This is a genomic window from Simiduia litorea, assembly GCF_042853465.1.
GTDB classification, from domain to species: Bacteria; Pseudomonadota; Gammaproteobacteria; order Pseudomonadales; family Cellvibrionaceae; genus Simiduia; species Simiduia litorea.
The window spans coordinates 3,260,666-3,283,959 of sequence record NZ_AP031497.1; the positions used below are offsets into that span (position 1 = coordinate 3,260,666).

A 23,294-nucleotide genomic window follows, 5' to 3' on the forward strand; every position below is an offset into this window, starting at 1 on the left:
GCGCCGCTTCATTGCTGCCAGACTCGATGACACCGCCGGCCAGACACCGCCAAAGTCGTAGCTTGATCGGGGTTTGCAAACCAACGCAGCCATTGCACCGCCTCTGGTTCATTTATTACCGCTTCGGGTCCTATATCGGTGGTAGATAAAGTTACCGGGCTACCCTCTTGTCGCGACAGAACCAAGGCAAGCGCATAGGGATAAGCCACATTATCCGAGTGCTGGTAAACCTCGGGTAGCGGTAAATCGTAGATGACCAGCAGCACCTCATCGGCACTTTGTAGCTGCCCCCAAGCTTCGATAAGCCCCATGGACAATAACTGCTCATCGGCAGCCAGCGCGGTCATGGCGCCCTTGGCCTTTTTGGCGATGGAGAGCACACCCGCCACGGCATTATGTACTGACATACTAAAAGCCGCCGGCGAAAGCGCCTCTCGTCGACCTAGCGCGTCTAATAACTGCAGGGTTCTATCTTGATCGCCGTGCTGGGTACAGAACACCATAGGCATTAACGATGCCTCCGGCACTAGATCCCAGACGACTGTGGCCGCGATACGGCCCACACTACTCAGACGCCGCCTCAGCATTGCCGGCACGGCTGAGACATCGGGGCCCTCATCCAACACCAGCGCTTTTTGCCCTAGCGCCCACTGAGCACAGGCCTGCTGACCATAAACACCGGGAAGCCACGCATTCCACTGCTTAATCTTGACGGTTAAAAAAGGTGAACTTGCTGATTCAGTCACAGTCGCGCTACAGATCGTTATTAAAATAAAGCCGGCTATTTTACGCGCAGTACGGCCGTGCGGCAAAGTAATTGGTTGGTTGTCTCGCTGGTCACCCGTAAAATAGCCACAAATCCCCGAAACCAAAGGAACTGAACGATGAAAAAGTTAGCCATTTGCCTGCTTGTCACCCTGATACCACTCGCAGCCAGTGCCCGGGATACCGCACACTTCCTCCCCATCGAGACAGCACTGGCAGCCGCAAAGGCATCTGGGAAGCTTGACGGTGGGGTGAAATTTTATTTTGCCGATCAAGCCCATGCCGGTAAAGAAAAGGATTTAGGCACCTACACCACAACCAAAAAGACCAATAGCTTCGGCAAGAGCGACGAGGACGCCTGTAAATGGGCCATGCAATCGGCGCTTATCGAACTACAGACCCGTGCAATCAAAGAAGGCGGCGATGCGGTAGTGAACGTCGAAAGCTTCTACAAGAAGAAGGCGCATGCCGACCGCGAGACCTACGAATGCCATGCCGGCAACGTGGTTGCCGGTGTCACCTTGCGCGGTACCGTTATTAAATTAAAGCAATAACTTGCTCAGCCTATTCTTAGCGCCCATCAATCGGCTCTGCGACCCTCGCGGAGCCGAGGTCTTTTGCGACTGGGAATTGGCCCGCTTAGCAGCCATAAGCTCAAACAAACGTCGGCAAGAATACCTAGCCGGTCACTCACTCTTGAGGCTTGCGGCAGCGCACACACTCGGCGCCAGCGCTAATAATGCAATCTGGCAACAACCCGCCAATAGCGCCCCGCAATTGAGCCAACACCCTCACCTCACCTTTGGTTTAAGCCACAGCGCCGGTTGGGTTGGCGCCGTTGTCGAGGCAATTGAACCAAGCGCCAAGAGGGTTGAAAAAACGGGGATTGATATCGAGCTTGAGCGCGACAGAAAAAACCTGACTCAGCTAGCCAACTACAGCTTTACAGAAGACTGGTTAATGCAACATCGCGGGCATTTATTGCCGGCTTTTTTTCAGCGCTGGACATTGTGCGAAGCGCTGGTAAAAGGGAGTCAAAAAAAGCTGGGTACCGAGCTGTTGCGGCACCAAAAATTTGCCCGCGAACAACAAACTGACACCGGCCACTGGCTATATCACACACGCATCGCACCAGAGCAAACGCACTATACGGCGCTAGCACTCAATAGCGCTTTACATATCAGCCTCTGTAGTGAACGCCATTATGCGGGGCACCAAATTCATGTTTTTTTACTCGCGGACAACACGTTTAACACCTTGGCGCCGATGGCGTTTTCCACCTTTAAAGCACTTTGAATTTAATCAGACAATTCAATTATGCTGCTGAGAATTTACTTCGAAAAATAAAAAACACAGCGCCGAGCAAACACAAACCCGCCCATAAATAATCCAGTTTTAATGGCTCTTTCATGTAGATCACGGCAAAGGGCACAAATACCGAAAGGGTGATGACCTCCTGCAACACCTTTAACTGCCCAATATTCATCACGGTAAAGCCGATGCGGTTGGCGGGCACCTGTAATAAATATTCAAACAAGGCGATGCCCCAACTCACCAATGCCGCAACAATCCAAGGCTTGTGATTCATTGATTTTAAATGGGCATACCACGCAAAGGTCATGAACACATTGCTGATCGTCAGCAAACCAATACTGATTAAGGCGGGGTGTATGTTAATCATCGCTTAACTTATCACCACTACCGATAAGATTTTTCACTTTGCGGTAAACGCCTCTGGAAAAGGCCTGCGAGTACTCCTCAAGCAGATCTACGCCGGCAAGCACAAACACCACTATCAAGCTAAATTTAAAGGCGACGAATAATTTTCCTATTGCGATGCACACGCCTAACGAGGCCAGCACCCAAATCGCAGCAGCCGACGTCACGCCCACCACCACACCTTTTCGCGCCAGCATTACCCCAGCACCTAAAAAACCGATACCAGTAATAACTTGACCAATAATACGCGACGGGTCTGTCATATGCGAAGACACGCTAATAGACGCTGCAATAAAAATATAGGTGCCTAAGACGATCAAAATAGAGGTTCGAATGCCCACCGGTTTACCGCGCAACTGCCGCTCCAAACCCACCACACCACCACACAGCAACGCCGTGCCAATGGAGTACCAATCAAACGGGGCAATATCAAACAGTTCTGCCAGATCCATCATGTCGCTAGCCTTGTCACAAAGTCTTGAATAATCGTCAATTCGACGAAATCGAAAAAACACCGAGCTAAAATATTAAGTTATAAACCTTACCTACGCTAAAAAGTCGTCGTAATAGCGGCAGCTTGAGCGAGAGGAGCAACGTAGCGCCAAGGGCACATCGATGTGATCGGCGCTAACGATTGCTGCATTGTAATATTAACTGTGGATTTAAACACCACAAGTGCCAAACCAAACAGCGATGCCTCCGCTTGCCTGCCACACTTGCCTGCCGGCAGGAAAATGTGGCGAGAAATAGCGCGCTAAAGGCCGGCACTAGCCACCAGGGCGAACGCAAGACACAAAACCAAAAACACCGCCAATGCACTATTGTCACACAAGCTGAACCGGCAAGAAGGCCTGTAGGCACCTGTACCAGCACCATCGAAAAACCGAAGTATCATTTTATTTGAATCAGATTCACCTTTCCCCTTGACCCAGCAAGGGTTTGGTCTTAACTTTCGCGCTCAAACGTCCATGCTGGCACGCTCCACCCATAGCTGCTTAACTGAAGGGTTAGCAGACCTAAGTGAGGATACGGACGGCGTTTCAATTACCTCTCACCCTATTATTGACCTCGAGTTGGAGCGAATTGCAGCATGCAGCAAAAAATTGATATCCATGACTATTTTTCCCCAGAATCCTTCAAGCGCATCAAAGACTTAGCCGATACTCAAGAAACCCCCTTTGTGGTTATCGACAAGTCTATTGTGGCGAAACATTACGATGACTTGGTTAAGGGCTTCCCCATTGCCAAGGTCTATTACGCCGTAAAAGCCAACCCAGCTGATGAATTATTAGACCTTTTGAACAAAAAGGGCTCAAATTTTGACATTGCGTCTATTTACGAGCTAGACAAGGTGATGGCACACGGCGTATCGCCCGATCGCATTAGCTTTGGCAACACCATCAAGAAGAGCAAAGACATTCGCTACTTTTACGAGAAAGGCGTGCGCATGTTTTCCACTGACTCGGAAGCGGATTTACGCAACATAGCCAAGGCTGCGCCCGGCTCCAAAATTTATGTGCGCATTCTTACAGAGGGCTCGCAAACGGCTGATTGGCCATTGTCGCGCAAATTTGGCTGCCAGACCGACATGGCGCTGGACCTGATCATCATGGCACGCGACCTAGGCTTAGTTCCTTACGGCATTTCATTCCACGTAGGTTCACAGCAGCGCGATATCGGCGTATGGGACTCAGCCATCGGCAAAGCCAAAGTCATCTTTGAGCGCATGAAAGAAGAAGACGGCATTGAACTGAAGATGATCAACATGGGTGGCGGCTTCCCTGCCAACTACATCACCAAAGCCAACAGCCTAACCACCTACGCTGAAGAAATTACCCGCTTTTTAGAAGAAGATTTTGGTGAAGACATGCCAGAAATCATTCTAGAGCCTGGCCGTTCACTAGTGGGCAATGCCGGTATTTTGGTGAGCGAGGTGGTGCTGATCTCTAAGAAATCAAACACCGCGATGAATCGCTGGATTTTTACCGATGTGGGCAAGTTCTCTGGCTTGATCGAGACCATGGATGAATCCATTAAATACCCAATATACGTGGAGAAGAACGGCGAGTTAGAAGAAGCCGTTATCGCCGGCCCAACCTGCGATAGCGCCGACATCATGTACGAAAATTACATGTACGGTCTGCCGCTGAACTTGGCCATTGGCGATCGCATGTACTGGATTTCTACTGGCGCTTATACCACGAGCTACTCAGCAGTTGAATTCAACGGCTTCCCGCCGCTGAAAGATTATTACGTGTAACAGACAAACGTTTGATCAAAACCGGCCTAGGCCGGTTTTTTTATGCTTGATCGTCAATCACACAAAAGAACACCGCGACTTTGGCGCCACATGTCAAACTTATGGACTGATAGAGAAGTGCCTCTAGGCCTACAATGCTTATTCACCTTAAACCTAGAGCTCCATATAATGACAATCTGGAAATTGGCGGCACTGCTAGTAGGCGCTAGCCTTTTAATAGCCTGCAATGAAACCACTAACGAGCCCTCTGTAACATCGACGGCCAAACTCGCGCCCGATCACTTTCACCCAAAAGGTAAAGCACCTTCCGAATTCACCAAACATAAACAAGCGGCTCTGCGTCAGTCGCTACCCTTTACCGACCAACGTGACTTTGATGAGCAATCCAAAGGCTTTATCGCCCGGCCAGAGTACAGCGAAATAATGGCCGAAGCCGGCCAAATTGCCTGGAGTATGGGCAAGTACAACTTCCTCCTTAACGACGAAGACTTCGACAGTATTCATCCCTCGCTGCAGCGCCAAGCCATCTTGAATATGAACTACGGTCTGTATGAAGTAACCAATGGCATCTATCAGGTGCGGGGTTTCGATTTGGCCAATATCAGCTTTATCAAAGGTGACACTGGCTGGATTGTATTCGACCCGCTTACGGCAGAAGAAACCGCTCGCGCGGCGCTGACACTGGTAAATGAAAAGCTCGGTGAGCGCCCTGTAGTGGCGGTGATTTACTCCCATTCCCACGCCGATCACTTTGGCGGTGTGCGCGGCATTATTGACGAAGCTGATGTTAAATCTGGCAAGGTGAAGGTCATTGCGCCCGAGGGCTTTATGCATCATGCCATTGCAGAAAATGTGCACGCAGGCAACGCCATGACGCGACGGTTATTTTACCAATACGGTGTACTTTTACCGGCTAGTCCCTACGGCCACGTGGATCAATCTATTGGTAAAAATGTCGCTGCGGGTACCATTGGCTTAATTGCACCGAACGTCACGATTTCTGAGCCTACCAAAGCCATGACCATAGACGGTATAAACATGGTTTTTCAAAATACGCCGGGCACCGAAGCACCTGCGGAAATGAATACGTGGTTCCCTGATAAAAAAGCCTTTTGGGCCGCGGAAAATATTACCGGCACCATTCACAACATTTACACCTTACGCGGCGCATTAGTGCGCGATGCCTTAGCTTGGTCTAAGTACATCAACATCGCCCTGTACGAATTTGGTCAAGATGCCGAGGTGATGTTTGCCTCGCACTCTTGGCCGCGCTGGGGTAATGAGCGCATTCAGGAAGTGATGCGTGGACAACGCGATATGTACGCCCACCTGAACAATCAAGTACTGCACTTGGCCAACCAAGGCGTCACCATTAATCAAATGCACAATGAATACAAAGTGCCACAGAGCCAAGAGAATCAATGGTATGCCCGCGGTTATCACGGCTCTTTCGAGCATAACTCGCGCGCCGTCGTCAACCGTTACTTAGGCTACTGGGATGCCAACCCGGCCACACTTATTCCTTCAAATCCAGAGGACTCAGCGCCACTGTATGTAGACATGATGGGTGGCGCGCAGAAAATTATTAACAAAGGTCAAAGCTTGTTTAACGCAGGGGAATACAAGTTAGCCCAAGAAATTGTTAATAAACTAGTTTACGCAGAACCTAAAAACCAAGTGGCGAAAGATTTGTTAGCCGATATTTTCGAACAAATTGGCTACCAACAGGAAAGTCCAAGTGTGCGAAACTCTTTCCTTGCCGCGGCATTAGAACTACGCTCTGGCATACCTAAGGGCGTAAGCCCTAAAAGCACAGGGCCTGACATCATCCGCGCAATGAGCACTGAGTTATGGCTAGAATATATCGCCATTCTCATGAACGCCGACGACATGGAGGGTATAACTTATCGCTTTAATTTAATTCAGCCCGACATTCAGGAAAACTTTGTGGTGGAGCTTTCCAACGGCGCGCTCACCGCTATTAAAGGCTTTACCGACCCTAAGGCAGATCTCACGCTCACGATCAATCGCGTTGATTTAGAGCCCGTAATGATGCAGCAGAAAAACTTGCGCGAGCAAGTGGTGGCCGGCAAAGCCAGCGTTGAGGGCGACGCTGACGGCCTGCGTAAGTTACTGACGTCTATTAAACCCTTTGAAATAGACTTTGAGATTATGCCCGGCACTAAATAATGTGCATCAATAAAAAAGCCGAGCAAGATTATTGCTCGGCTTTTTTATTAGTACGCGGAAAAGCGTTTCGAAAAACAGTTCCGGGAAAATAGCGTAAAAAAGACGCTAGGCCAACTCAACCACCGAACCCCACAAGTCGTATTCATCGGCGTGCTCAATTTCCACCAGCACAATATCGCCAGGCTCGACATCGAATTCATCGTTTAAGTAGACGGCACCATCAATTTCCGGCGCGTCGCCTTGGGTGCGACCGATAGCACCCTCGTCGTCAACCTCATCGATAATCACAGGCATTATACGGCCAATTTTTTTCTGTAGACGCGCGGTGCTAATGCGCTGCTGCGTTTCCATGAATCTTTCCCAACGCGCCTGTTGAACGTCTTCGGGCACATGGTCGGGCAACTCATTGGCGGTGGCGCCATCCACCGGTGAGTATTTAAAGCAACCCACGCGGTCTAGTTGTGCTTCTTCGAGGAAATCCAACAACATTTGGAAATCTTCTTCCGTTTCGCCAGGGAAACCCACAATGAAGGTGGAGCGAATGGTGAGATCCGGGCAGAGTTCGCGCCATTTTTTAATGCGGCCCAACACTTTCTCGCTGTGCGCCGGGCGCTTCATTAATTTCAGAATACGTGGGCTTGCGTGCTGAAAGGGAATATCTAAGTAGGGCAGGATTTTACCTTCTGCCATTAATGGAATAATCTTATCCACGTGCGGATAAGGGTAGACGTAATGCAAGCGCACCCACACACCCATTTCGCCCAGCGCAACAGCCAAATCTTGCATCCGGGTTTCGGCGCCGCTGGCCAAATCCAATTTAAATTTCACATCGATGCCGTAGGCGCTGGTGTCTTGTGAAATCACCAATAATTCCTGTACGCCACTGCTCACCAAGTCGTGCGCTTCCTGAACCACGTCGGGAATGGGTCGGCTGACTAGGTCGCCACGCATGGCCGGAATAATACAAAAACTACAGCGATGGTTGCAGCCTTCGGAAATTTTAAGATAGGCGTAATGACTCGGCGTCAGCTTAATCCCTGCCGGCGGCACCAAATCGTGGCGGTGCGGGTTCATCTGCTCGTTCGGCAGGTATTGATGCACGGTGTTCATCACTGTGTCGTAATCGGCTGGGCCACTAACACTTAGCACGCCAGGGTTGGCGGCTTTAATGGCCTCGGCATCGCTACCCTTACCCATACAACCCGTCACAATCACTTTGCCGTTCTCGGCCATGGCCTCGCGAATGGCATCCATAGACTCTTGCTTCGCTGAGTCGATAAAGCCACAGGTATTGACCACCACAAGATCGGCACCTTGATACTCGGCAGCCACTTCGTAGCCATCTAAACGCAACTTAGTCAGGATTCGCTCGGAATCGACTAAGGCCTTTGGACAACCTAACGAAACGAAGCCAACTGTGGGCTGTTTGGCGCTCATGGGGATACCTCTAGGGTCTGGTACAGAAAGGGCGCACATTCTACTGTCTTGGCGCGCGCAATGCAGCCTATTGTGCCGACTTTTTAATCAATATCGATCTGGGCAGCCATCTTCTGCAATGCCATACTGCAGCAACATCAAGGAGGTGAATTAATGACACATGCGTTATTCAACATAGCCCATAGAGGCGGCACGGGCGTAGGACCGGAAAATAGCCTCGCTGCGATAGCTCACGCTGTGGCGCTGGGCGTGGACGCCATCGAAATAGACCTATGGGCCATCGACGAGCAACTTTGGGTAACCCACGACCGCCGTCTGGGCCGAAACTTACCCGGCGAAGGCCGTCTCGAAGACTTAAATGCGACCGCGTTAGCAAAACTGACACTGGCTAACCAGGAATGCCTGCCAACGCTAGACAGCGTATTTGCGCTCACCAAAGACAAACTACTGCTTAATATCGAACTCAAGGGGCCCAATACCGCCCCACTACTGTGCCAATGGCTCATGCAGCAACTGCAACAAGGCGTCAGTGCCGATAACTTTCTGCTATCGAGTTTTGATCATGTGCAGCTTTTATACTGCCAACAGCGATTGCCACATATTAGGCGCGGCGTTTTGGTTGAGGGGATACCCTTACAGCTAAACGCTCTATGCCAACGCTTAGATGCTTATAGCTTTAACCCTTCAATCAATTTTCTCAATAAAGAATTAGTGCGCAGTGCTCAGTTAAGCGGATTAAAAACCTATGTTTACACCGTTAACGAGGTAGATGATTGGCAGTGGATGGTAGATCTTGGTGTCGACGGGGTATTTACCGACCGGCCCGAACGATTACAAACTTGGAATGCAAATAACCGCCGGTAATCCGATCGGTGCATTATTTTTTCCGCGCCGCCACATCGAGATAACCGCGCTGAATAGCCGTCTCAAACGATTTAGAGCCCTCCACTAAATCCATGAAACGGCTGCGCAACAGAGCTAACGCGGTCATTTCTGCATCGCTCGGCAAACCCGCGTCAGCTTGATATTTCAACGCCAGATCATGCAAATGCTTCAAATACACGGCTCTCGCTCTCGCCACCATGTCTGCCAAGGGTTTAAGCTGATCGATCGATAGCTCATCTAAAATGGGGTTAATGGCAGCGCGATTCGCATCGCGCAGCAAGCGATCAAATTCCATTAATAAACGCGTAGTATCGGGATTCATGCAAATTTCTCCAATGCCAACTCCGGACTCAACACCTGATCAAGTGCCGACACCAAAGCGTCAAACGTATCGTGCGCCTCTTCGTCGGCTTGATCAGCGCGGCAAATAAGCGCGGTATCTTCCTCCATCACCATCACTTCAAGCGGATGCAATTCCGATTCAACTGGCACGCGATAGCAGTAGATTTGATCCTGATAGCGCTGCAATAATTTTTGTTGCCAATCCACCATCAACTGCCCACCCAAGAGCAACACCACTGGCTTAGGTAGTAACGATTCGCGCATCGCCTGCAGCAAAGTATAGTGGGCTTCCGGCTGCCGGCGTAACAACGGCATCACGTGTTTAATGGTGTGCTGGGCAGCCGCTACGTAGCGAGGTTCGGCGGTTAAATAGCCAAATCGAAACAAGGCCAAAGCTGCAGCGCCATTACCTGAGGGCGTCATAGTATCGGCATAAGGTTTAGGCCGATAAGGTAACTCCTCCTGATCATGGGCCGTAAAATAAAAACCGCCCTGAACTTGATCGTAGAAATGCGTGAGTAAACCTTCAGCCAGATAGCGGGCAATGCGATAGTCGCTATCGCGCCACTCAACCCGCAGCATGTCGAGCAATGCGAGCAATAGAAACGCATAATCATCTAAAAAAGCCGGTAGTTTATCGCCGTTTTTGTAGGCGATGCTAAACAAGCGCTTGTTATACCAGAGCTGATCGACCAGCTTGTCCACCAACTGTTGAGCCGCGGCGATGGCTTCTGCATCGTCGAGATAGCGCGCCATTTGCGCCATCGATTTGGCCAACAGTGAATTCCAACTGCCAATGACTTTATCGTCGCGTGCCGGCAAAGGCTTTTTAGCGCGACAGTGGCGCAAAGATTCTCGCGCCGATTCAAACAGTTTTTCGGCGGTCGGTAAATCCAACCCCAAACGCTCCGCAGCATCGGCCGGTGATTTAACGCAATGCAATAAAAACGGCGCATCGGACTGACGCTCTAAACCGTACAGTACATTGAGAAATTCATACTCAGCATCGGTTACCTGCGTCTTTATTTCAGTCTTGGTAAAATAGTAACTGGTGCCATCTCCAGCACCGGTTCGAGCATCCAAGCTGGCCCCATAACCTTGCTTGACGGCGAGGCCACGCACTAACCACTGCAGTGTTTTACGCGCCACATAGGCGTACATAGGTTGTTTTAGAATAGTGCTCGCTGCACAGTACAAGCCCAATAGTGCGGCATTATCAAACAGCATTTTTTCAAATTGGGGTTGCTGCCAGGCCGCGTCAGTTGCATAGCGAAAAAAACCGCCCTCGACCGCATCGTGAATAGCGGAGCCACCGATTCGATCTAACGATAAAGCTAAGTGGGCCGAGGCTTCATCGGCTACTTCAGTATTTTCTGATACAGCTTCGAGTAAACGCCACAAGCTAAAGGGCAAGGTGAATTTCGGCGCGCCAAGAAAACCGCCATACTCTTTGTCAGCCTGTGCTAATAATCGCACCGAGGCTTCATGCAATAAATAAAGATCGGCATACTCAGGCTCATCTGTGCTCGGTAAGTCATTCAACGCCTTGAAGCTCTTGCCCATTTGTTCGCGTAAATTCAAAAAATCTTTATGTTGCGCGCGATAAAAATTCACAACCCGAATCAATAGATCGCAAAACGGGATACGTCCCTCCAGCGGCTCGCGTGGGAAGTAAGTGCCCACCACGAACGGCAACAAGGTCTTCGGGCAAAGAAACACCGAGAGCGGCCAACCACCGGTTTGACCGTTCAGCAATTGATGGGCAGTTTGAAAAATATCATCGAGGTCTGGCCGCTCTTCTTTATCAACTTTGATATTGATAAAATTATCATTCAATTGCGCAGCAATAGCTGGATCAGAAAAGGATTCGCTCTGCATGAGCTGACAGGAATTGCAGGCCGAATAGCCAATAGAGAGAAATATCGGTTTATCTTGCACGCGGGCAAGGGCTAATGCCGCTGGCGACCACAACTGCCAGGCCACTGGGTCGCCGGCATGTTGCAGGAGATAACGGTTCTCTTGACCGCTTAATTGATTAACCAATTTCATGAAATACCAAGACCCAAACCCGCCTTATCTCATTGAAGCGGCAATTCGACGACAGCCTAAATTGCCCTATTGCATCAAAGCATAGCACCAAAGAAGAAATAAAAAGGGATTAATAATCAGCTAGTTAGACAGGACTGGAATATGGCCGACGAACGGAATTACGGTTTGGTTGTTAAGTCGTAGCGACGCTTCAACAGCTCGACATTCCGCTCCCGCTCCGCTGCCAATGCCCGCCAAAAACGAATGACCTGCGCTGGGTTTTCCTGAAAATAACGCGGCGAGAAGGCCACAAACCAGGGTAGCTCTAGTAACGGCGTGGGCAGTATTTTAAGCTTGGCCTCAAGTCCGAGTTTTTTAGCCGCCTGCCACCCGATCTGCCGCTCGGTCACATAGCCATCTAAGCGTTCTAGGCTCACCAGCGTTAACCCCTGCTCTAAGGTTACGGAATTTGGCGACAAAGCCTTTAACTGTTTGAGTCGCTGCTCGGAGACATAACCAAGTGGCGTTCCGACACCGAAAGTTAACCCTTTAAATGCCTCACCATCCCACTCAATCACCGAGTCCTTATGGGTGAACAGCACAAACTCACTCAACCAAATTCGCTGACTTTCACGCAGCTGGCGTTGATCGTCCATGGGGTATATCAGTGATTTCCCCCGCTCCTCGGTCCAACCGATAGCCATCATGGCATCCAGCTCGCCCTGATGAACCATCAACTGGCAGCGCTTCAAAGGACGATGGGCATAGTGCACAGTTAATCCCGACTGCACGGCGGCGAGTTCTACCAGATCTTTAAGAATGCCCTGCCCCTGATCATTAATATAGGGGGAATAATCCGCATCTTCGCCACACACCCGCAACTCTTGCGCCTTGGTTGCAAAAGCCACGACTACCAAAAAGATGAGCATTACCCACCGCACGTTCTAACCACACTAACGTCCACCAAAACGACTGAGGCTAAAAGTATAGCGGCACTTGTGGGTCTTACAGGGCAAAAGCCATGATAGTGCAACTGCGCTCGGCAATCACAGCCTTGCGCACCTCAACCCAGCCCAAAGCTCGGTAGAAAGGCGCTTTATCGTAGGTAAATAGCTGAAGGGTAGAAAACTGTTCGATTCTGGCCTGCTCAATAAGCGCGTGGCATAAGGCTGTGCCCAACCCTTGGTTTCGCCACTGGGGATCGACCCAGAGGTTGGTCAACCAAACATCGCTAGGCCGCGCCAAAGGGCCGTCAAATTGCATCAACGTTACGGCACCCAGCAGTAGATTATCACTTAGCGCTATTTTGGTATGAGGCAAACCGTTAGTGCCGGCGCACTCTGCCTGCAGCTTGACTAAGCCTTCGGCCTCAGTACCCGCCGCCCCAAAGCGCTGGCGCTCTAGATGTAACCAGTGCGCCAGCTGTTCGGCATATTCAGGTGCCTGACGCAGAGGTCGCACACTCACATTCGGCAGCTCGGCAATCCCCATAACTATTTAAGGCTGGGTAATGCCTCGCCGTGGGCTTGCTTGTCGGCATGGTAAGAAGAGCGCACCAACGGGCCACAGGCGGCGTGCTTAAAGCCCATTTCCTCGGCCATAGCACTGTACTCCGCAAATTCATCGGGATGTACATAGCGGGCAACCGGTAGATGATCTTTCGAGGGCTGCAGGTATTGCCCAATGGTTAGCATATCCACATCGTGCTCGCGCAAATTGCGCATGACCTCGATAATCTCTTCTTTGGTTTCACCGAGGCCAACCATCAAACCAGACTTGGTTAATACATCTGGACGACGCGCCTTGTATTGCTGCAACAGTTTTAACGACCAAGCGTAGTTAGCGCCAGGTCTGGCTTGACGATACAAGCGCGGTACGGTTTCTAAGTTGTGGTTGAACACGTCGGGGGCTTCGGCTTCGAGAATGTCCAAGGCGATATCCATGCGGCCCCTAAAATCTGGCACCAAGACTTCGACCTGCAAGCCCTTGCTCAGCTGACGGGCCTCGCGAATACAATCGGCAAAATGTTGCGCGCCACCATCGCGTAAATCATCGCGATCTACCGAGGTAATCACCACATATTTCAAACGCATTTCCGCGATAGCCTGCGCCAACTTTAGTGGCTCTTCGGCATCGAGGGGGTTGGGCTTGCCGTGGCCAACATCGCAAAATGGGCAGCGCCGCGTACAGATATCGCCCATGATCATGAAGGTAGCGGTTCCGCCGCTAAAACATTCACCCAAGTTGGGGCAGTTAGCCTCTTCACACACGGACGACAACTTATTACTGCGTAAAATTTTCTTAATCCGATCCACTTCTGGATTCACTTCCAATCGCACGCGAATCCAATCGGGTTTGCGCTGGGGGCCGTCGGTGGCGATAACCTTAACCGGAATTTTTTCGACCTTATCGGCGTCGCGTAATTTTTCGCCCTGCTTGAGACGAGTGCTGCGCTTGACCGGCAACTCAGTGGCTAAATCAGCGACATTCGGGGTATTTTCGTGGCTCATATCTCATCTCTGGCCGGTATAAAAAACCAGCGTTAGCAACTAATGGCTAGCTTGTGCCGCTAGCAAATTCGGGTGAAAGTCTTCGGTAAAGCTCACGCGCTGGTAACCCAAGGCGTCGGCGAATAATTCGGTCATCTTTTCCGCCACGGCGCGCACGCTAACCACGCTGTCGGTGAGCGCAGCTAGCTGAGTCATCTGTAAACCTTGATAACCACAGGGGTTAATACGATTAAAGGGTTCGAGGTCCATATCGACATTCAGGGCTAAGCCGTGGTAACTGCGATGCTTGCGAACTCTCAAGCCCAAGGAGGCAATCTTGGCGCCGGCATAGCCGGGGGTATCAACATAAACACCCGGCGCCTCGGCCTTGGGGTAAGCAGTAACACCATAGGCCGCCACGGTATCAACCACCAACTTTTCAATCGCCGTGACTAAATCTCGCACACCTAAACCCAAGCGCTTGATATCCAACAGGGGATAACCAACCAATTGACCTGGGCCGTGGTAGGTCACCTGCCCGCCGCGATCCACCTTCACCACCGGGATATCGCCCGGCATCAACAGATGCTCGGCTTTACCCGCCTGACCTTGGGTAAATACCGGTGGGTGCTCGAGCAGCCAAAGCTCGTCGACCGTGGCCTCATCGCGCTCACTGGTGAGTGCCGACATAGTACGCCACACAGGTTCATAGGGTACACGACCCAACCAACGCACAATTAATTCGCGCTCAGGAGCCAATTACAACACCATTTTTACAATGGGGTGCTTTTTAAGGTCTTCGAAAATAGCTTGTAACTGGTCTGTGCCAGTCGCGGTAATCATCACCGACAGCGACTGAAAACGCCCCTTGCTGGAGTCGCGCACCGTAATAAGCCCAGGATGAAACTCCTCCACGTGGATGGAGAGTACTTCAACAACCAGCTCATGCAGCTCAGTACCGGCATCACCCATGATTTTTACGGGGTAATTGGGACAGGGAAACTCTATCTTTGGGGGTTTTTGCTCTGACATCAGCGCCTAATCACCTGGGACTTCAAGGGTCAGCGATTATAACGCTTTGTGCAAAGGGGCTCCACCTAAGTTGGCCTCACCCCGCTAACTATGGCGTGAATCCCTAGGTCGTTGACCTAGGGCCTAGCTTAGCCGCCGAATAAACCGGAGAAAAACAGCTTAATGGCGTCCCAGATACGGGCCAAGAAACCGGCCTCTTCCACGTCAGCCTTAACCACCAAAGGTTGCTCATAGAGCACTTCGCCTTCAAGTGAAATCGTTAACAGACCAATTTCTTGGCCCGCCACTAACGGCGCATGGATCACCTCAGGTAACTTCATCTCGGCTTTCAGCTCTTTTTCTGCGCCTCTGGGGATAGTTAACGCAACCCGCTCAGCCACGCCTATGTCGACCTGATTTTGCTTGCCCGACCAAACTCGATTAGTCGAAAGCACATCACCCGCGCCATAGACCTGATGCGTTTGAAAGTAGCGAAAGCCGTAGGCTAGCAATTTTTGCGACTCGGAGGCGCGAGCTTTTTCGCTGGCCGTGCCCATCACCACCGAAATTAAACGCATGCCATCGCGCTTAGATGATGCCACTAAGCAATAGCCTGCCTCTTCCGTATGGCCGGTCTTAATGCCGTCCACACTTTCATCAGTAAACAATAATTTATTGCGGTTAGCTTGGGTTTTGGGGTTTTCACCCGGCGCGCCGTAGGTAAAATATTTTTCTGCATAGAGCGCATAGTGCTCGGGGTGATCATTAATCAGCGCGCGCGCCAGCAACGACAAATCACGTGCGGTGGTCAGGTGTCCGTCAGCCGGCCAACCGGTGGCGTTTTCGTAGTGAGTACCGTTCATACCCAAAAGTGCCGCTTGCTGGTTCATCACATCGACAAACGCACTTTCGCTGCCCGATACGTACTCGGCCAATGCCACACTAGCATCGTTACCCGATTGAATAATCACGCCGCGTAATAAATCGATAACGGGCACCTGTGTACCCTCGCGGATAAACATTTTAGAGCCGCCCATTTTCCAAGCCGCAACGCTGATATTGACTAAATCCTGCTCGCCAATTTTACCTTTTTCAATATCGCCAGAAACAATGTAACCAGTCATCATTTTAGTCAAACTAGCGGGCGGTAACTGCTCGTCGGCATTGTGCTCTACCAACACCTTGCCGGTATCGGCATCGAGCAATATATAACCCGAGGACGACAGCTGCGGCGCAGCGGGAATAATATTCGGCGCGCTGTAGCTATTTAAAGGTAGCGACGCGAAAGCCATTAACGCGAGCGAGTAGAATCGTGATTTCCAAACTTTCATGACACTAATTTCCGTACTGATTTATCGTAAAATCGACCAACGCACTATTTGCTCGGCCGTTATTTTGAAATTCGTCCGCAAGATCAAAGATAGACATTTATCTCGCGGCATTGGCAACAGGCACTACTGTTGCACCATGTGCGGCCTTACGCCACCTTTCCTAAAAACCAAATCGCGTAATTGCACCAAGTCAAAATTATTTAAGATAGGGCCAATACGAACGCGATATAAACTGTTCTTATCCGCTTGAGTGACAAAAACCGGATAATGGGTAAGTCCACCGAGGGTATTGCGCATTTCGGTAGCAGACACCTTCGACGAAAAAGCGCCCGCTTGCAAATAGGTATTGCTCGGCAGTGGATAATCTTCCACACTCCCTTCCCGTGCCTGCTCAATGGTCTGGCCACTAACGCGAGTCGGCTCGCCCACCGCTAATGCATGCGCTTCGGTAGACTCCTGACCGGGATTCTGTACCCAGGACTGTACGTTAATCGCCTCAACTCTGACTCGGGCCGTGCCAGTTTTCACATAACCTAATTTACTCGCAGCCGCGTAAGACAGATCGATAATACGCCCACCATGAAAGGGGCCGCGATCATTCACACGCACCACCACGGTTTTTAAATTATCGAGATTAGTCACCTTGACGTAAGTGGGAATACGCAACGTCTTATGTGCAGCTGTCATCCCATACATATCGTAAATTTCACCATTCGAGGTCTGATGACCGTGAAACTTATTACCATACCAAGAGGCCATGCCCTCCTCCTGATAAGCCACATCGGGCTCGAGTAGAGAATAGGTAGCACCCAGTACCGTGTAAGGGTTTTTATTACCAGCGCTGGTGCGCGGTTCAACTTTTGGAATAGCATCGCGCACATGCGATACGTCTACCTCCGCGTCGGGGCCGAAATCTTTTTCGACATCATAGCGGGTAGCTTGATACTCGTCCGAAGACATAGGTGCGTTTGATGTCGCTTTAGGCGCAGGTTGGTTGATACAAGACACTATCGACAACCCCAAACACAACATCAGACCTCTATTTACATTGCCGATCACGTTATTTACATTCATTTTGCTTGGTATTTCTGCTCGATATTTTGGGAGAGTTGGTACACCGCTAAGGCGTACATACGGCTGTGATTGTAGCGGGTAATCACGTAATAATTGTTTGCCCCAGCCCAGAACTCGGCGCCGTTCTCGCCTTCTAGTTTATACAGGGTTAGCATTTCTTCGGGTGCAAAGTCGAACACCGGCGTGAAACCGGCTTTTGCTGCATCCCGCGCGGAGGTGTCTGGCTTAAAGGTCGTATTGAGTAGCGCTTCATTGAAACCTTTTGCGACTCTAACCCGAGAGGTCACCGCACCATCTTTAACCCAACCATGTCCGGCAAAATAATTTGCCACGCTGCCAATAGCATCGACAGGGTTGGCCCAAATATCGGCAATACCGTCACCATCAAAATCTACCGCATAATTTCTGAAGCTCGAAGGCATAAACTGCCCATAGCCCATGGCGCCCGCGTATGAACCCTTTAACGCTAAAGGGTCTTGTTTCTGTTCTTGCACTAATTGAATAAAATTGTGTAATTCCTTTCTGAAAAATGGCGCTCTCGGCGGGTAGTCAAACGCCAAGGTAGAGAGCGCATCAATGACGCGGTAGGAACCCATATTTCGACCGTAGCGAGTTTCGACACCGATGATAGCTACAATGATGGATGCAGGCACGCCGTATTGTGCTTCGGCCTTCGCTAAGGTGTCGGCGTGTTCGCGCCAAAACGCTATACCCTTATCAATTCGATCGGCGGTTAAGAAAATTTTGGCGTATTCAGCCCAAGTTTTAGTTTTTTCGGCAGGCCGGGCAATAGCATCGAGGATTGACTGCTGCTTGTTGGCACTCGCAAACCACGCATCTAATTGTGCGCGACTCGCCACTGATTGCGATAGCATTTCATCTATAAACAGCTTGGTTTCCGGATTTTCTCGGTAATCAGCCAAGGCAAACGACTGACTGGCGACCAGAACGACAAGCGCTAACAATTGTTTCATCATAAAACCTTTTAATCCTCGATTAATGGAAAACAGCCTACCATGATCCAATTGCTAGATTTTGATCACTTACCCACAGAAGAAAACATTTCCAACTTTGGTGCTAACTCAGCCCAGGCAGCTACAAAATCACTCGCCGGCGCTCGGTACTGACCGCCATAAGCACTCCAAAACTCGCCATCAAAGTCAGTAGCGACGTACCACCATGACTAACTAAAGGTAGCGGCACCCCAACAATTGGCAGTAAACCAGACACCATGCCCATGTTGACAAACACGTAAACAAATAGGGTAAAGGTGAGTGCGCCAGCCAACAAGCGGCCAAATGAATCCTGCGCTTTTAGTGCAATCATAAAGCCGCGCACAATAATGGAAGCGTAAAGTAACATCAACACAATCACGCCGATCAAGCCAAATTCCTCAGCCAGAACAGCAATGATAAAATCCGTATGACTTTCAGGTAAAAAGTCGAGATGTGACTGGGTCCCCTCAAGCCAGCCCTTACCATTCAACCCACCTGAGCCAATGGCGGTTTTAGACTGAATAATATTCCAGCCCGCGCCAAGCTTATCGGCCTCAGGATTGAGTAGCGTAAGCACTCGCTGCTTTTGATAGGGATGCATCACGTAGTGCCACATGGGGTAAATAGCACTGGCCACCAGCGCCACGGCAGTGACGATGTAGCGCCAACCCAATCCAGCGAAAAATAACACCACTAGGCCAGACTGCGCCACCAATAACGAGGTACCTAAATCTGGCTGCTTTAAGATCAACACCATAGGCACGCCCACCAAGATTAGCGCGAAAAAAATATGCTTAAAACTGGGAGGCAAGAGTCGGCGAGAGAGGTAGGATGCCAGCAACACCGGCACCGCGAGCTTTAAAATTTCTGACGGCTGAAAGCGGAAGCCGCCCAGTCCCAACCAGCGCTGCGCACCTTTCGCACCGGTGCCAACCAACAACACTAAAATCAGCAAGATAACGCCACCGGCATAAACCCACGGCGCCCATCGCTGCATCATACCCAAAGGTATCTGAGCCACAATAAAAATACCGATATAGCCAACGGCAAAAAACACCGACTGGCGTTTGACATAGTGAAACTCGGAACCGCCGGCGCTGTAGAGCACGATTAACCCAAAAGCGGTTAACAATAAAATAAGAATCAATAGCGGTAAGTCGATATGTAAAGTTTGTAACAGGCCCGCTTTACGCCGCAAATCCGCGTGCGCCTCCGGCATGCGCCGACGAAAATCTTGTCCACCATTCATGGCTGTCCACCGTTGCCCAACCAGGCCCCATCTTCGGCATCTGGTTGATCGACTAAATAAGCATCAAACACTTTTCTTGCGATAGGTGCCGCAGTTGACGAACCGTGCTCACCATTTTCGACCAATATGGCCACCGCCAAACGCGGCGCTTCAGCGGGGGCAAATGCGACAAACAAGGCGTGATCCCAGTGGCGCTCATCGATGATGGAGGCATCGTACTCAGTGTCCTGCGCAATACCAATCACCTGAGCCGTGCCGGTTTTACCTGCAATTTTATAACTCAATCCCTTGCGAATCCCCTGCGCCGTTCCGCGCAAACCGTGCACCACATTTTGCATGGCGGTTTCGATAATCAGCCAATCCGACGCCAAGACTTCTTGATGATCAACCACCTCAGGCAAACGCGGTGTATCGCCGATACTGCTCACCAACATCGGTTTCTTGCGCTCGCCTTTCGCTGCAAGTGTTGCGGTCATCACCGCCAACTGTAAGGGTGTTGCTAATACGGCACCCTGGCCAAGCCCGACATTCAAGCTATCGCCAGGAAACCACGGTAAACCACGGGCTTTGCGCTTCCATGCTTTCGACGGCCAAATGCCCGGCTTTTCTTGCGGCACATCGATGCCGGTTAAATTCCCCAAGCCAAAACGACTACCAAACTCGTGCATGCGATCTATCCCCATGCGGAATGACAAGTCGTAAAAAAACACATCGCACGATTGCTCAATGGCGGTGTTAATCGCCACTCGGGCGCCGTGGCCCTGCTTCTTCCAATCGCGATAAAAGCGCTCATCATTTTCCAGCTGGTAATAACCGGGATCGCGCACGCTGTAATGCTGATCGATCACTTTGTAGTACAAGCCAGCCAAACCGAGCATGGGTTTCAAGGTTGAACCCGGCGGATACTGCCCTTGCAACGAGCGATTAAACAAGGGTAGGTCACGGGATTCATTTAAAGCCTTATAGTCGGCATAACTAATCCCGGTGACAAATAAATTAGGATCAAACGCGGGGGTCGACACCATGGCCACCACGCCGCCAGTTGCCACTTCGATGGCCACCACAGAGCCGCGCCGACCGGACAAGGCGTCGTGGGCAACCTTTTGCACGTAGGAATCTAAATACAAGGTTAAATTTTTTCCCGCTTCGGGTGGCTGAGAATCCAATACCCGCAATACCCTACCGCGAGCATTAATTTCGACGTGCTGACTGCCAACCTGGCCCAACAGCTCCGATTCATAAGACTTTTCTAAGCCCAATTTACCCAGGGTATGGGTGCCAGAATAGCGGGCGTAACTCTCTTCGTCGAAACCCGCCAACTCGCGCTCATTAATGCGCCCGACAAAGCCAATACTGTGCGCAAAGAGCTCGCCCATGGGGTAATTTCGAACTAACTCAGCGCTCACGTCTACGCCTTCAAGTCGATATTCATTCACCGCGAGACGCGCAATTTCTTCTTCACTCAAGCGATAGCGCAAGGGCACGGCCTCGAACGGTCGACGGCGCTGCTTCATACGCTCTAAAAAGGTGTTTAGTGATTCGTCATCGAGGTCTACGAGACCGCGCAGGATATCAAGGGTTTGATGTAAATCGCCGGCCTGCTCTTTGACAATGGACAAGGTATAAGAGGGTCGGTTTTCCGCCAGCAATTTTCCCCGGCGATCATAGATCAGCCCACGGGTTGGCGGAATGGCTTGTACTTGTACGCGATTCTGATCGGAGCGCGTGACGTAATCTTCGTACTCGATGATTTGCAAACGGTAGTAACGCAGGTATACCACCAGTAAAAGACCAAACATCAGAACGCCAGCGACGCCTACCCGACGGGCAAAAATTCTTGCCTCGCGGTGATGATCTTTTATTTGCAAGTGTTCTGACATGCAACCGCTATTATTGTGTCGTTAATCGCGAGGGCAACATTACCACAATTGCCCTCAACCCAAAGACATTGGACAGGCGAAAAACAATAAAATTCAATTATTTATGGTAAGGATGATTAGCGAGAATGGTCCAAGCCCGATAGATTTGCTCTGACAATAAAACCCGCACCAAAGGATGTGGCAAAGTCAGCCGCGACAGCGACCAATGCACGTCGGCGCGGGCGCGACAGTCATCGGACAAACCGTCTGGGCCACCCACTAATAGCGACACGTTTTTGCCATCCATTTGCCAGTGAGCGAGTTGCTGCGAGAGCTGTTCCGTACTCCAATCCTTACCCTTAACCTCAAGGGCAATCACTCGGTCGCCGTCGCCAATAGCGGCTAGTATTGCCGCCGATTCCTTGGCGATGGCGTTAGCCGTGGAGCTGGTTTTGCTGCGCGAACCCAAAGGGATTTCCACCAGCTCTAAAGCCAGTTCGCGCGGCAAGCGCTTGACGTATTCGCCATAGGCTTCCTGCACCCATCCTGGCATGCGAGTACCCACAGCAATCAGGCGAATACGCATTAAGCGTTGCGATCACTAGGTTTCATGGACCACAATTTTTCCAAGTCGTAGAGCTCTCGCGTAGCCGGCATCATCACGTGCAAGATGGTGTCGGAAAAATCTACCAACACCCATTCAGGCGCATCCAAGCCCTCGACACCGATGGGGCGGATATCACTTTTCTTGGCCTCTTCAATGGCGTTTTCGGCCACTGAGCGAACGTGGCGCGAAGAGGTGCCACTGGCGATAATTAAAGTATCCATCACATCGGTCATACCGCGCACATCGAGGGTCACGATGTCCTTAGCTTTCATGTCCTCGAGCGCTTTGATGATGATGTCGTTCAATGGGGTCGTCATGTTCAGTTGTTTCCATGCAGTAGCAATCAATAATTAACAAGCAACTTGGCCAAGCGGCAAATCGCCAACGTTTTAGCTTAGTCGCAGACTAAGGTTCGCGCGGGTAAAGCTGATGCGTTTGTATATAGGCCGATACACTCGGCGCCAACCAATCATGGCTAGTGGCACCAGCGCGTAAAGCCGCTCTAATCGCCGTCGCCGACTGCGGAAAATCCGCATCGAGTCGAATCACCTGACCGCAGCAGCCAAAAGGCATGGCCTCGGCCTCGCGCACCCGCCCCACTAGCCACTCCCCCACCACAGACGATGGGATAGGCCAGGCTTGGCCAGGCCGTGCAACCACGACGAGGTGGGCATAATCGGTCAGCTTTTGCCAGTCGCGCCAGCTGTCCAAAGCGTTCAGAGAATCCATACCCAAAACAAAGAACAGCGGTGTTTGCTCGCCCTCTTCGAGTCGAATCTCACGCAGGCTGTCGATGGTATAGCTGGTGCGGTTACGCGCCAATTCTCGACTATCCAAGCTCAAGTTGGGGCAGCCGGCGATGGCCAGTTGCACCATCGCTGCTCGCTGCTCGCCGCTCGCCGTTGGATTGCCGCGATGGGGCGGCAAGCGGGTCGGCATTAAGCGCAATTGGGTTACATTGAGCTGCCGGCAAACCTGCAAAGCCAAGCCCACATGCCCCGTGTGAATGGGGTCAAAGGTACCGCCAAAAATGCCCAGTCCGCTCGTCATTGG

General features: G+C 50.9%; 24 protein-coding genes. 5 read left to right on the forward strand and 19 right to left on the reverse strand.

The genetic code is table 11. The features are described from left to right. Window positions 1-8: 8 nt before the first annotated feature. Window positions 9-746, reverse strand: a complete 738-nt coding sequence (locus tag ACGHTT_RS14430; protein ID WP_390591528.1) for a beta-ketoacyl synthase chain length factor — start codon at window positions 744-746, stop codon at window positions 9-11. Window positions 747-884: 138 nt separating this feature from the next. Here ACGHTT_RS14430 and ACGHTT_RS14435 point away from each other — a divergent pair, with 138 nt between their 5' ends. Together ACGHTT_RS14435 and ACGHTT_RS14440 are read left to right on the forward strand one after the other, a co-directional pair. Further along, window positions 885-1,319, forward strand: a complete 435-nt coding sequence (locus ACGHTT_RS14435) for an excinuclease ATPase subunit (RefSeq protein WP_390591530.1) — start codon at window positions 885-887, stop codon at window positions 1,317-1,319. 1 nt (window position 1,320) lies between these two features. Then, a complete protein-coding gene (locus ACGHTT_RS14440; protein WP_390591531.1) occupies window positions 1,321-2,061 on the forward strand; it encodes a 4'-phosphopantetheinyl transferase family protein in 741 nt (246 codons plus the stop codon). Between the two features lie 19 nt (window positions 2,062-2,080). Here ACGHTT_RS14440 and ACGHTT_RS14445 read toward each other — a convergent pair whose 3' ends face one another. Together ACGHTT_RS14445 and ACGHTT_RS14450 are read right to left on the reverse strand one after the other, a co-directional pair. Beyond that, window positions 2,081-2,446: a DMT family protein gene (locus ACGHTT_RS14445; RefSeq protein ID WP_390591532.1), complete on the reverse strand. Its 366-nt coding sequence runs from the start codon at window positions 2,444-2,446 to the stop codon at window positions 2,081-2,083. Then, entirely contained in the window at window positions 2,439-2,939 is a 501-nt protein-coding gene (locus ACGHTT_RS14450; RefSeq protein WP_390591533.1) for an MgtC/SapB family protein, read from the reverse strand. The genes ACGHTT_RS14445 and ACGHTT_RS14450 overlap by 8 nt, the downstream gene beginning before the upstream one ends. Before the next feature lie 635 nt (window positions 2,940-3,574). Here ACGHTT_RS14450 and ACGHTT_RS14455 point away from each other — a divergent pair. After that, complete coding sequence (locus ACGHTT_RS14455; protein WP_390591535.1) at window positions 3,575-4,744, forward strand: type III PLP-dependent enzyme; 1,170 nt, start codon at window positions 3,575-3,577, stop codon at window positions 4,742-4,744. A 168-nt stretch (window positions 4,745-4,912) separates the two neighbouring features. Continuing rightward, window positions 4,913-6,934 (forward strand): alkyl/aryl-sulfatase, encoded by a 2,022-nt coding sequence (locus ACGHTT_RS14460; protein ID WP_390591536.1) that lies wholly within the window; start codon window positions 4,913-4,915, stop codon window positions 6,932-6,934. A 105-nt stretch (window positions 6,935-7,039) separates the two neighbouring features. Here the strand turns inward: ACGHTT_RS14460 and rimO are convergent, their stop codons facing one another. Beyond that, on the reverse strand, window positions 7,040-8,371 hold the full coding sequence (gene rimO, locus ACGHTT_RS14465) for a 30S ribosomal protein S12 methylthiotransferase RimO (RefSeq protein WP_390591538.1): 1,332 nt from the start codon (window positions 8,369-8,371) through the stop codon (window positions 7,040-7,042). A gap of 153 nt (window positions 8,372-8,524) precedes the next feature. Here rimO and ACGHTT_RS14470 point away from each other — a divergent pair, with 153 nt between their 5' ends. Continuing rightward, the gene (locus ACGHTT_RS14470) at window positions 8,525-9,235 is read left to right on the forward strand and encodes a glycerophosphodiester phosphodiesterase (protein ID WP_390591539.1); all 711 of its coding nucleotides are present in this window, start codon (window positions 8,525-8,527) and stop codon (window positions 9,233-9,235) included. A gap of 13 nt (window positions 9,236-9,248) precedes the next feature. On the opposite strand, the gene ACGHTT_RS14475 is transcribed toward ACGHTT_RS14470, so the two are convergent. The 15 genes from ACGHTT_RS14475 to nadD form a co-directional block, all read right to left on the reverse strand. Further along, window positions 9,249-9,578 carry a hypothetical protein gene (locus tag ACGHTT_RS14475; protein ID WP_390591540.1) on the reverse strand — a complete coding sequence of 110 codons (330 nt, stop codon included), beginning with the start codon at window positions 9,576-9,578 and terminating at the stop codon, window positions 9,249-9,251. Further along, a complete protein-coding gene (locus ACGHTT_RS14480) occupies window positions 9,575-11,647 on the reverse strand; it encodes a thioredoxin domain-containing protein (RefSeq protein WP_390591541.1) in 2,073 nt (690 codons plus the stop codon). The genes ACGHTT_RS14475 and ACGHTT_RS14480 overlap by 4 nt, the downstream gene beginning before the upstream one ends. A 158-nt stretch (window positions 11,648-11,805) precedes the next feature. Beyond that, a complete protein-coding gene (locus tag ACGHTT_RS14485; RefSeq protein WP_390591543.1) occupies window positions 11,806-12,555 on the reverse strand; it encodes a substrate-binding periplasmic protein in 750 nt (249 codons plus the stop codon). 76 nt (window positions 12,556-12,631) lie between these two features. Next, window positions 12,632-13,093 (reverse strand): GNAT family N-acetyltransferase, encoded by a 462-nt coding sequence (locus tag ACGHTT_RS14490; RefSeq protein ID WP_390591545.1) that lies wholly within the window; start codon window positions 13,091-13,093, stop codon window positions 12,632-12,634. Window positions 13,094-13,119: 26 nt separating this feature from the next. After that, window positions 13,120-14,136: a lipoyl synthase gene (gene lipA, locus ACGHTT_RS14495; RefSeq protein WP_390591547.1), complete on the reverse strand. Its 1,017-nt coding sequence runs from the start codon at window positions 14,134-14,136 to the stop codon at window positions 13,120-13,122. 39 nt (window positions 14,137-14,175) lie between these two features. Continuing rightward, window positions 14,176-14,874 (reverse strand): lipoyl(octanoyl) transferase LipB, encoded by a 699-nt coding sequence (lipB, locus tag ACGHTT_RS14500; RefSeq protein ID WP_390591548.1) that lies wholly within the window; start codon window positions 14,872-14,874, stop codon window positions 14,176-14,178. Continuing rightward, window positions 14,875-15,147 (reverse strand): YbeD family protein, encoded by a 273-nt coding sequence (locus tag ACGHTT_RS14505; protein ID WP_390591550.1) that lies wholly within the window; start codon window positions 15,145-15,147, stop codon window positions 14,875-14,877. It abuts the gene before it with no gap. Between the two features lie 128 nt (window positions 15,148-15,275). Further along, the gene (locus ACGHTT_RS14510; protein WP_390595059.1) at window positions 15,276-16,418 is read right to left on the reverse strand and encodes a D-alanyl-D-alanine carboxypeptidase family protein; all 1,143 of its coding nucleotides are present in this window, start codon (window positions 16,416-16,418) and stop codon (window positions 15,276-15,278) included. Between the two features lie 162 nt (window positions 16,419-16,580). Further along, the gene (locus tag ACGHTT_RS14515) at window positions 16,581-17,531 is read right to left on the reverse strand and encodes a septal ring lytic transglycosylase RlpA family protein (protein WP_390591552.1); all 951 of its coding nucleotides are present in this window, start codon (window positions 17,529-17,531) and stop codon (window positions 16,581-16,583) included. After that, on the reverse strand, window positions 17,528-18,508 hold the full coding sequence (mltB, locus tag ACGHTT_RS14520; RefSeq protein ID WP_390591553.1) for a lytic murein transglycosylase B: 981 nt from the start codon (window positions 18,506-18,508) through the stop codon (window positions 17,528-17,530). The genes ACGHTT_RS14515 and mltB overlap by 4 nt, the downstream gene beginning before the upstream one ends. Window positions 18,509-18,626: 118 nt before the next feature. Beyond that, window positions 18,627-19,775 (reverse strand): rod shape-determining protein RodA, encoded by a 1,149-nt coding sequence (gene rodA / locus ACGHTT_RS14525; protein WP_390591554.1) that lies wholly within the window; start codon window positions 19,773-19,775, stop codon window positions 18,627-18,629. Beyond that, the gene (gene mrdA / locus ACGHTT_RS14530; protein ID WP_390591555.1) at window positions 19,772-21,655 is read right to left on the reverse strand and encodes a penicillin-binding protein 2; all 1,884 of its coding nucleotides are present in this window, start codon (window positions 21,653-21,655) and stop codon (window positions 19,772-19,774) included. Before mrdA ends, rodA begins: the two co-directional genes overlap by 4 nt. Window positions 21,656-21,752: 97 nt before the next feature. Then, window positions 21,753-22,220 carry a 23S rRNA (pseudouridine(1915)-N(3))-methyltransferase RlmH gene (gene rlmH / locus ACGHTT_RS14535; protein WP_390591556.1) on the reverse strand — a complete coding sequence of 156 codons (468 nt, stop codon included), beginning with the start codon at window positions 22,218-22,220 and terminating at the stop codon, window positions 21,753-21,755. After that, window positions 22,220-22,558, reverse strand: coding sequence for a ribosome silencing factor (gene rsfS / locus ACGHTT_RS14540; RefSeq protein WP_390591557.1), 339 nt, complete (start codon window positions 22,556-22,558; stop codon window positions 22,220-22,222). The genes rlmH and rsfS overlap by 1 nt, the downstream gene beginning before the upstream one ends. An 88-nt stretch (window positions 22,559-22,646) precedes the next feature. Then, complete coding sequence (gene nadD, locus ACGHTT_RS14545) at window positions 22,647-23,291, reverse strand: nicotinate-nucleotide adenylyltransferase (protein ID WP_390591558.1); 645 nt, start codon at window positions 23,289-23,291, stop codon at window positions 22,647-22,649. Window positions 23,292-23,294: the final 3 nt, after the last annotated feature.

What these genes read in the sequence shown, in the direction of transcription:
- ACGHTT_RS14435 (WP_390591530.1), top strand. Translation starts at nt 885, where the DNA reads ATGAAAAAGTTAGCCATTTGCCTGCTTGTCACCCTGATACCACTCGCA.
- ACGHTT_RS14445 (WP_390591532.1), bottom strand. Translation starts at nt 2,446, where the DNA reads ATGATTAACATACACCCCGCCTTAATCAGTATTGGTTTGCTGACGATC.
- ACGHTT_RS14450 (WP_390591533.1), bottom strand. Translation starts at nt 2,939, where the DNA reads ATGATGGATCTGGCAGAACTGTTTGATATTGCCCCGTTTGATTGGTAC.
- ACGHTT_RS14455 (WP_390591535.1), top strand. Translation starts at nt 3,575, where the DNA reads ATGCAGCAAAAAATTGATATCCATGACTATTTTTCCCCAGAATCCTTC.
- ACGHTT_RS14460 (WP_390591536.1), top strand. Translation starts at nt 4,913, where the DNA reads ATGACAATCTGGAAATTGGCGGCACTGCTAGTAGGCGCTAGCCTTTTA.
- rimO (WP_390591538.1), bottom strand. Translation starts at nt 8,371, where the DNA reads ATGAGCGCCAAACAGCCCACAGTTGGCTTCGTTTCGTTAGGTTGTCCA.
- ACGHTT_RS14470 (WP_390591539.1), top strand. Translation starts at nt 8,525, where the DNA reads ATGACACATGCGTTATTCAACATAGCCCATAGAGGCGGCACGGGCGTA.
- ACGHTT_RS14475 (WP_390591540.1), bottom strand. Translation starts at nt 9,578, where the DNA reads ATGAATCCCGATACTACGCGTTTATTAATGGAATTTGATCGCTTGCTG.
- ACGHTT_RS14480 (WP_390591541.1), bottom strand. Translation starts at nt 11,647, where the DNA reads ATGAAATTGGTTAATCAATTAAGCGGTCAAGAGAACCGTTATCTCCTG.
- ACGHTT_RS14485 (WP_390591543.1), bottom strand. Translation starts at nt 12,555, where the DNA reads ATGCTCATCTTTTTGGTAGTCGTGGCTTTTGCAACCAAGGCGCAAGAG.
- lipA (WP_390591547.1), bottom strand. Translation starts at nt 14,136, where the DNA reads ATGAGCCACGAAAATACCCCGAATGTCGCTGATTTAGCCACTGAGTTG.
- ACGHTT_RS14505 (WP_390591550.1), bottom strand. Translation starts at nt 15,147, where the DNA reads ATGTCAGAGCAAAAACCCCCAAAGATAGAGTTTCCCTGTCCCAATTAC.
- ACGHTT_RS14510 (WP_390595059.1), bottom strand. Translation starts at nt 16,418, where the DNA reads ATGGCTTTCGCGTCGCTACCTTTAAATAGCTACAGCGCGCCGAATATT.
- ACGHTT_RS14515 (WP_390591552.1), bottom strand. Translation starts at nt 17,531, where the DNA reads ATGAATGTAAATAACGTGATCGGCAATGTAAATAGAGGTCTGATGTTG.
- mltB (WP_390591553.1), bottom strand. Translation starts at nt 18,508, where the DNA reads ATGATGAAACAATTGTTAGCGCTTGTCGTTCTGGTCGCCAGTCAGTCG.
- rodA (WP_390591554.1), bottom strand. Translation starts at nt 19,775, where the DNA reads ATGAATGGTGGACAAGATTTTCGTCGGCGCATGCCGGAGGCGCACGCG.
- mrdA (WP_390591555.1), bottom strand. Translation starts at nt 21,655, where the DNA reads ATGTCAGAACACTTGCAAATAAAAGATCATCACCGCGAGGCAAGAATT.
- rlmH (WP_390591556.1), bottom strand. Translation starts at nt 22,220, where the DNA reads ATGCGTATTCGCCTGATTGCTGTGGGTACTCGCATGCCAGGATGGGTG.
- rsfS (WP_390591557.1), bottom strand. Translation starts at nt 22,558, where the DNA reads ATGACGACCCCATTGAACGACATCATCATCAAAGCGCTCGAGGACATG.
- nadD (WP_390591558.1), bottom strand. Translation starts at nt 23,291, where the DNA reads ATGACGAGCGGACTGGGCATTTTTGGCGGTACCTTTGACCCCATTCAC.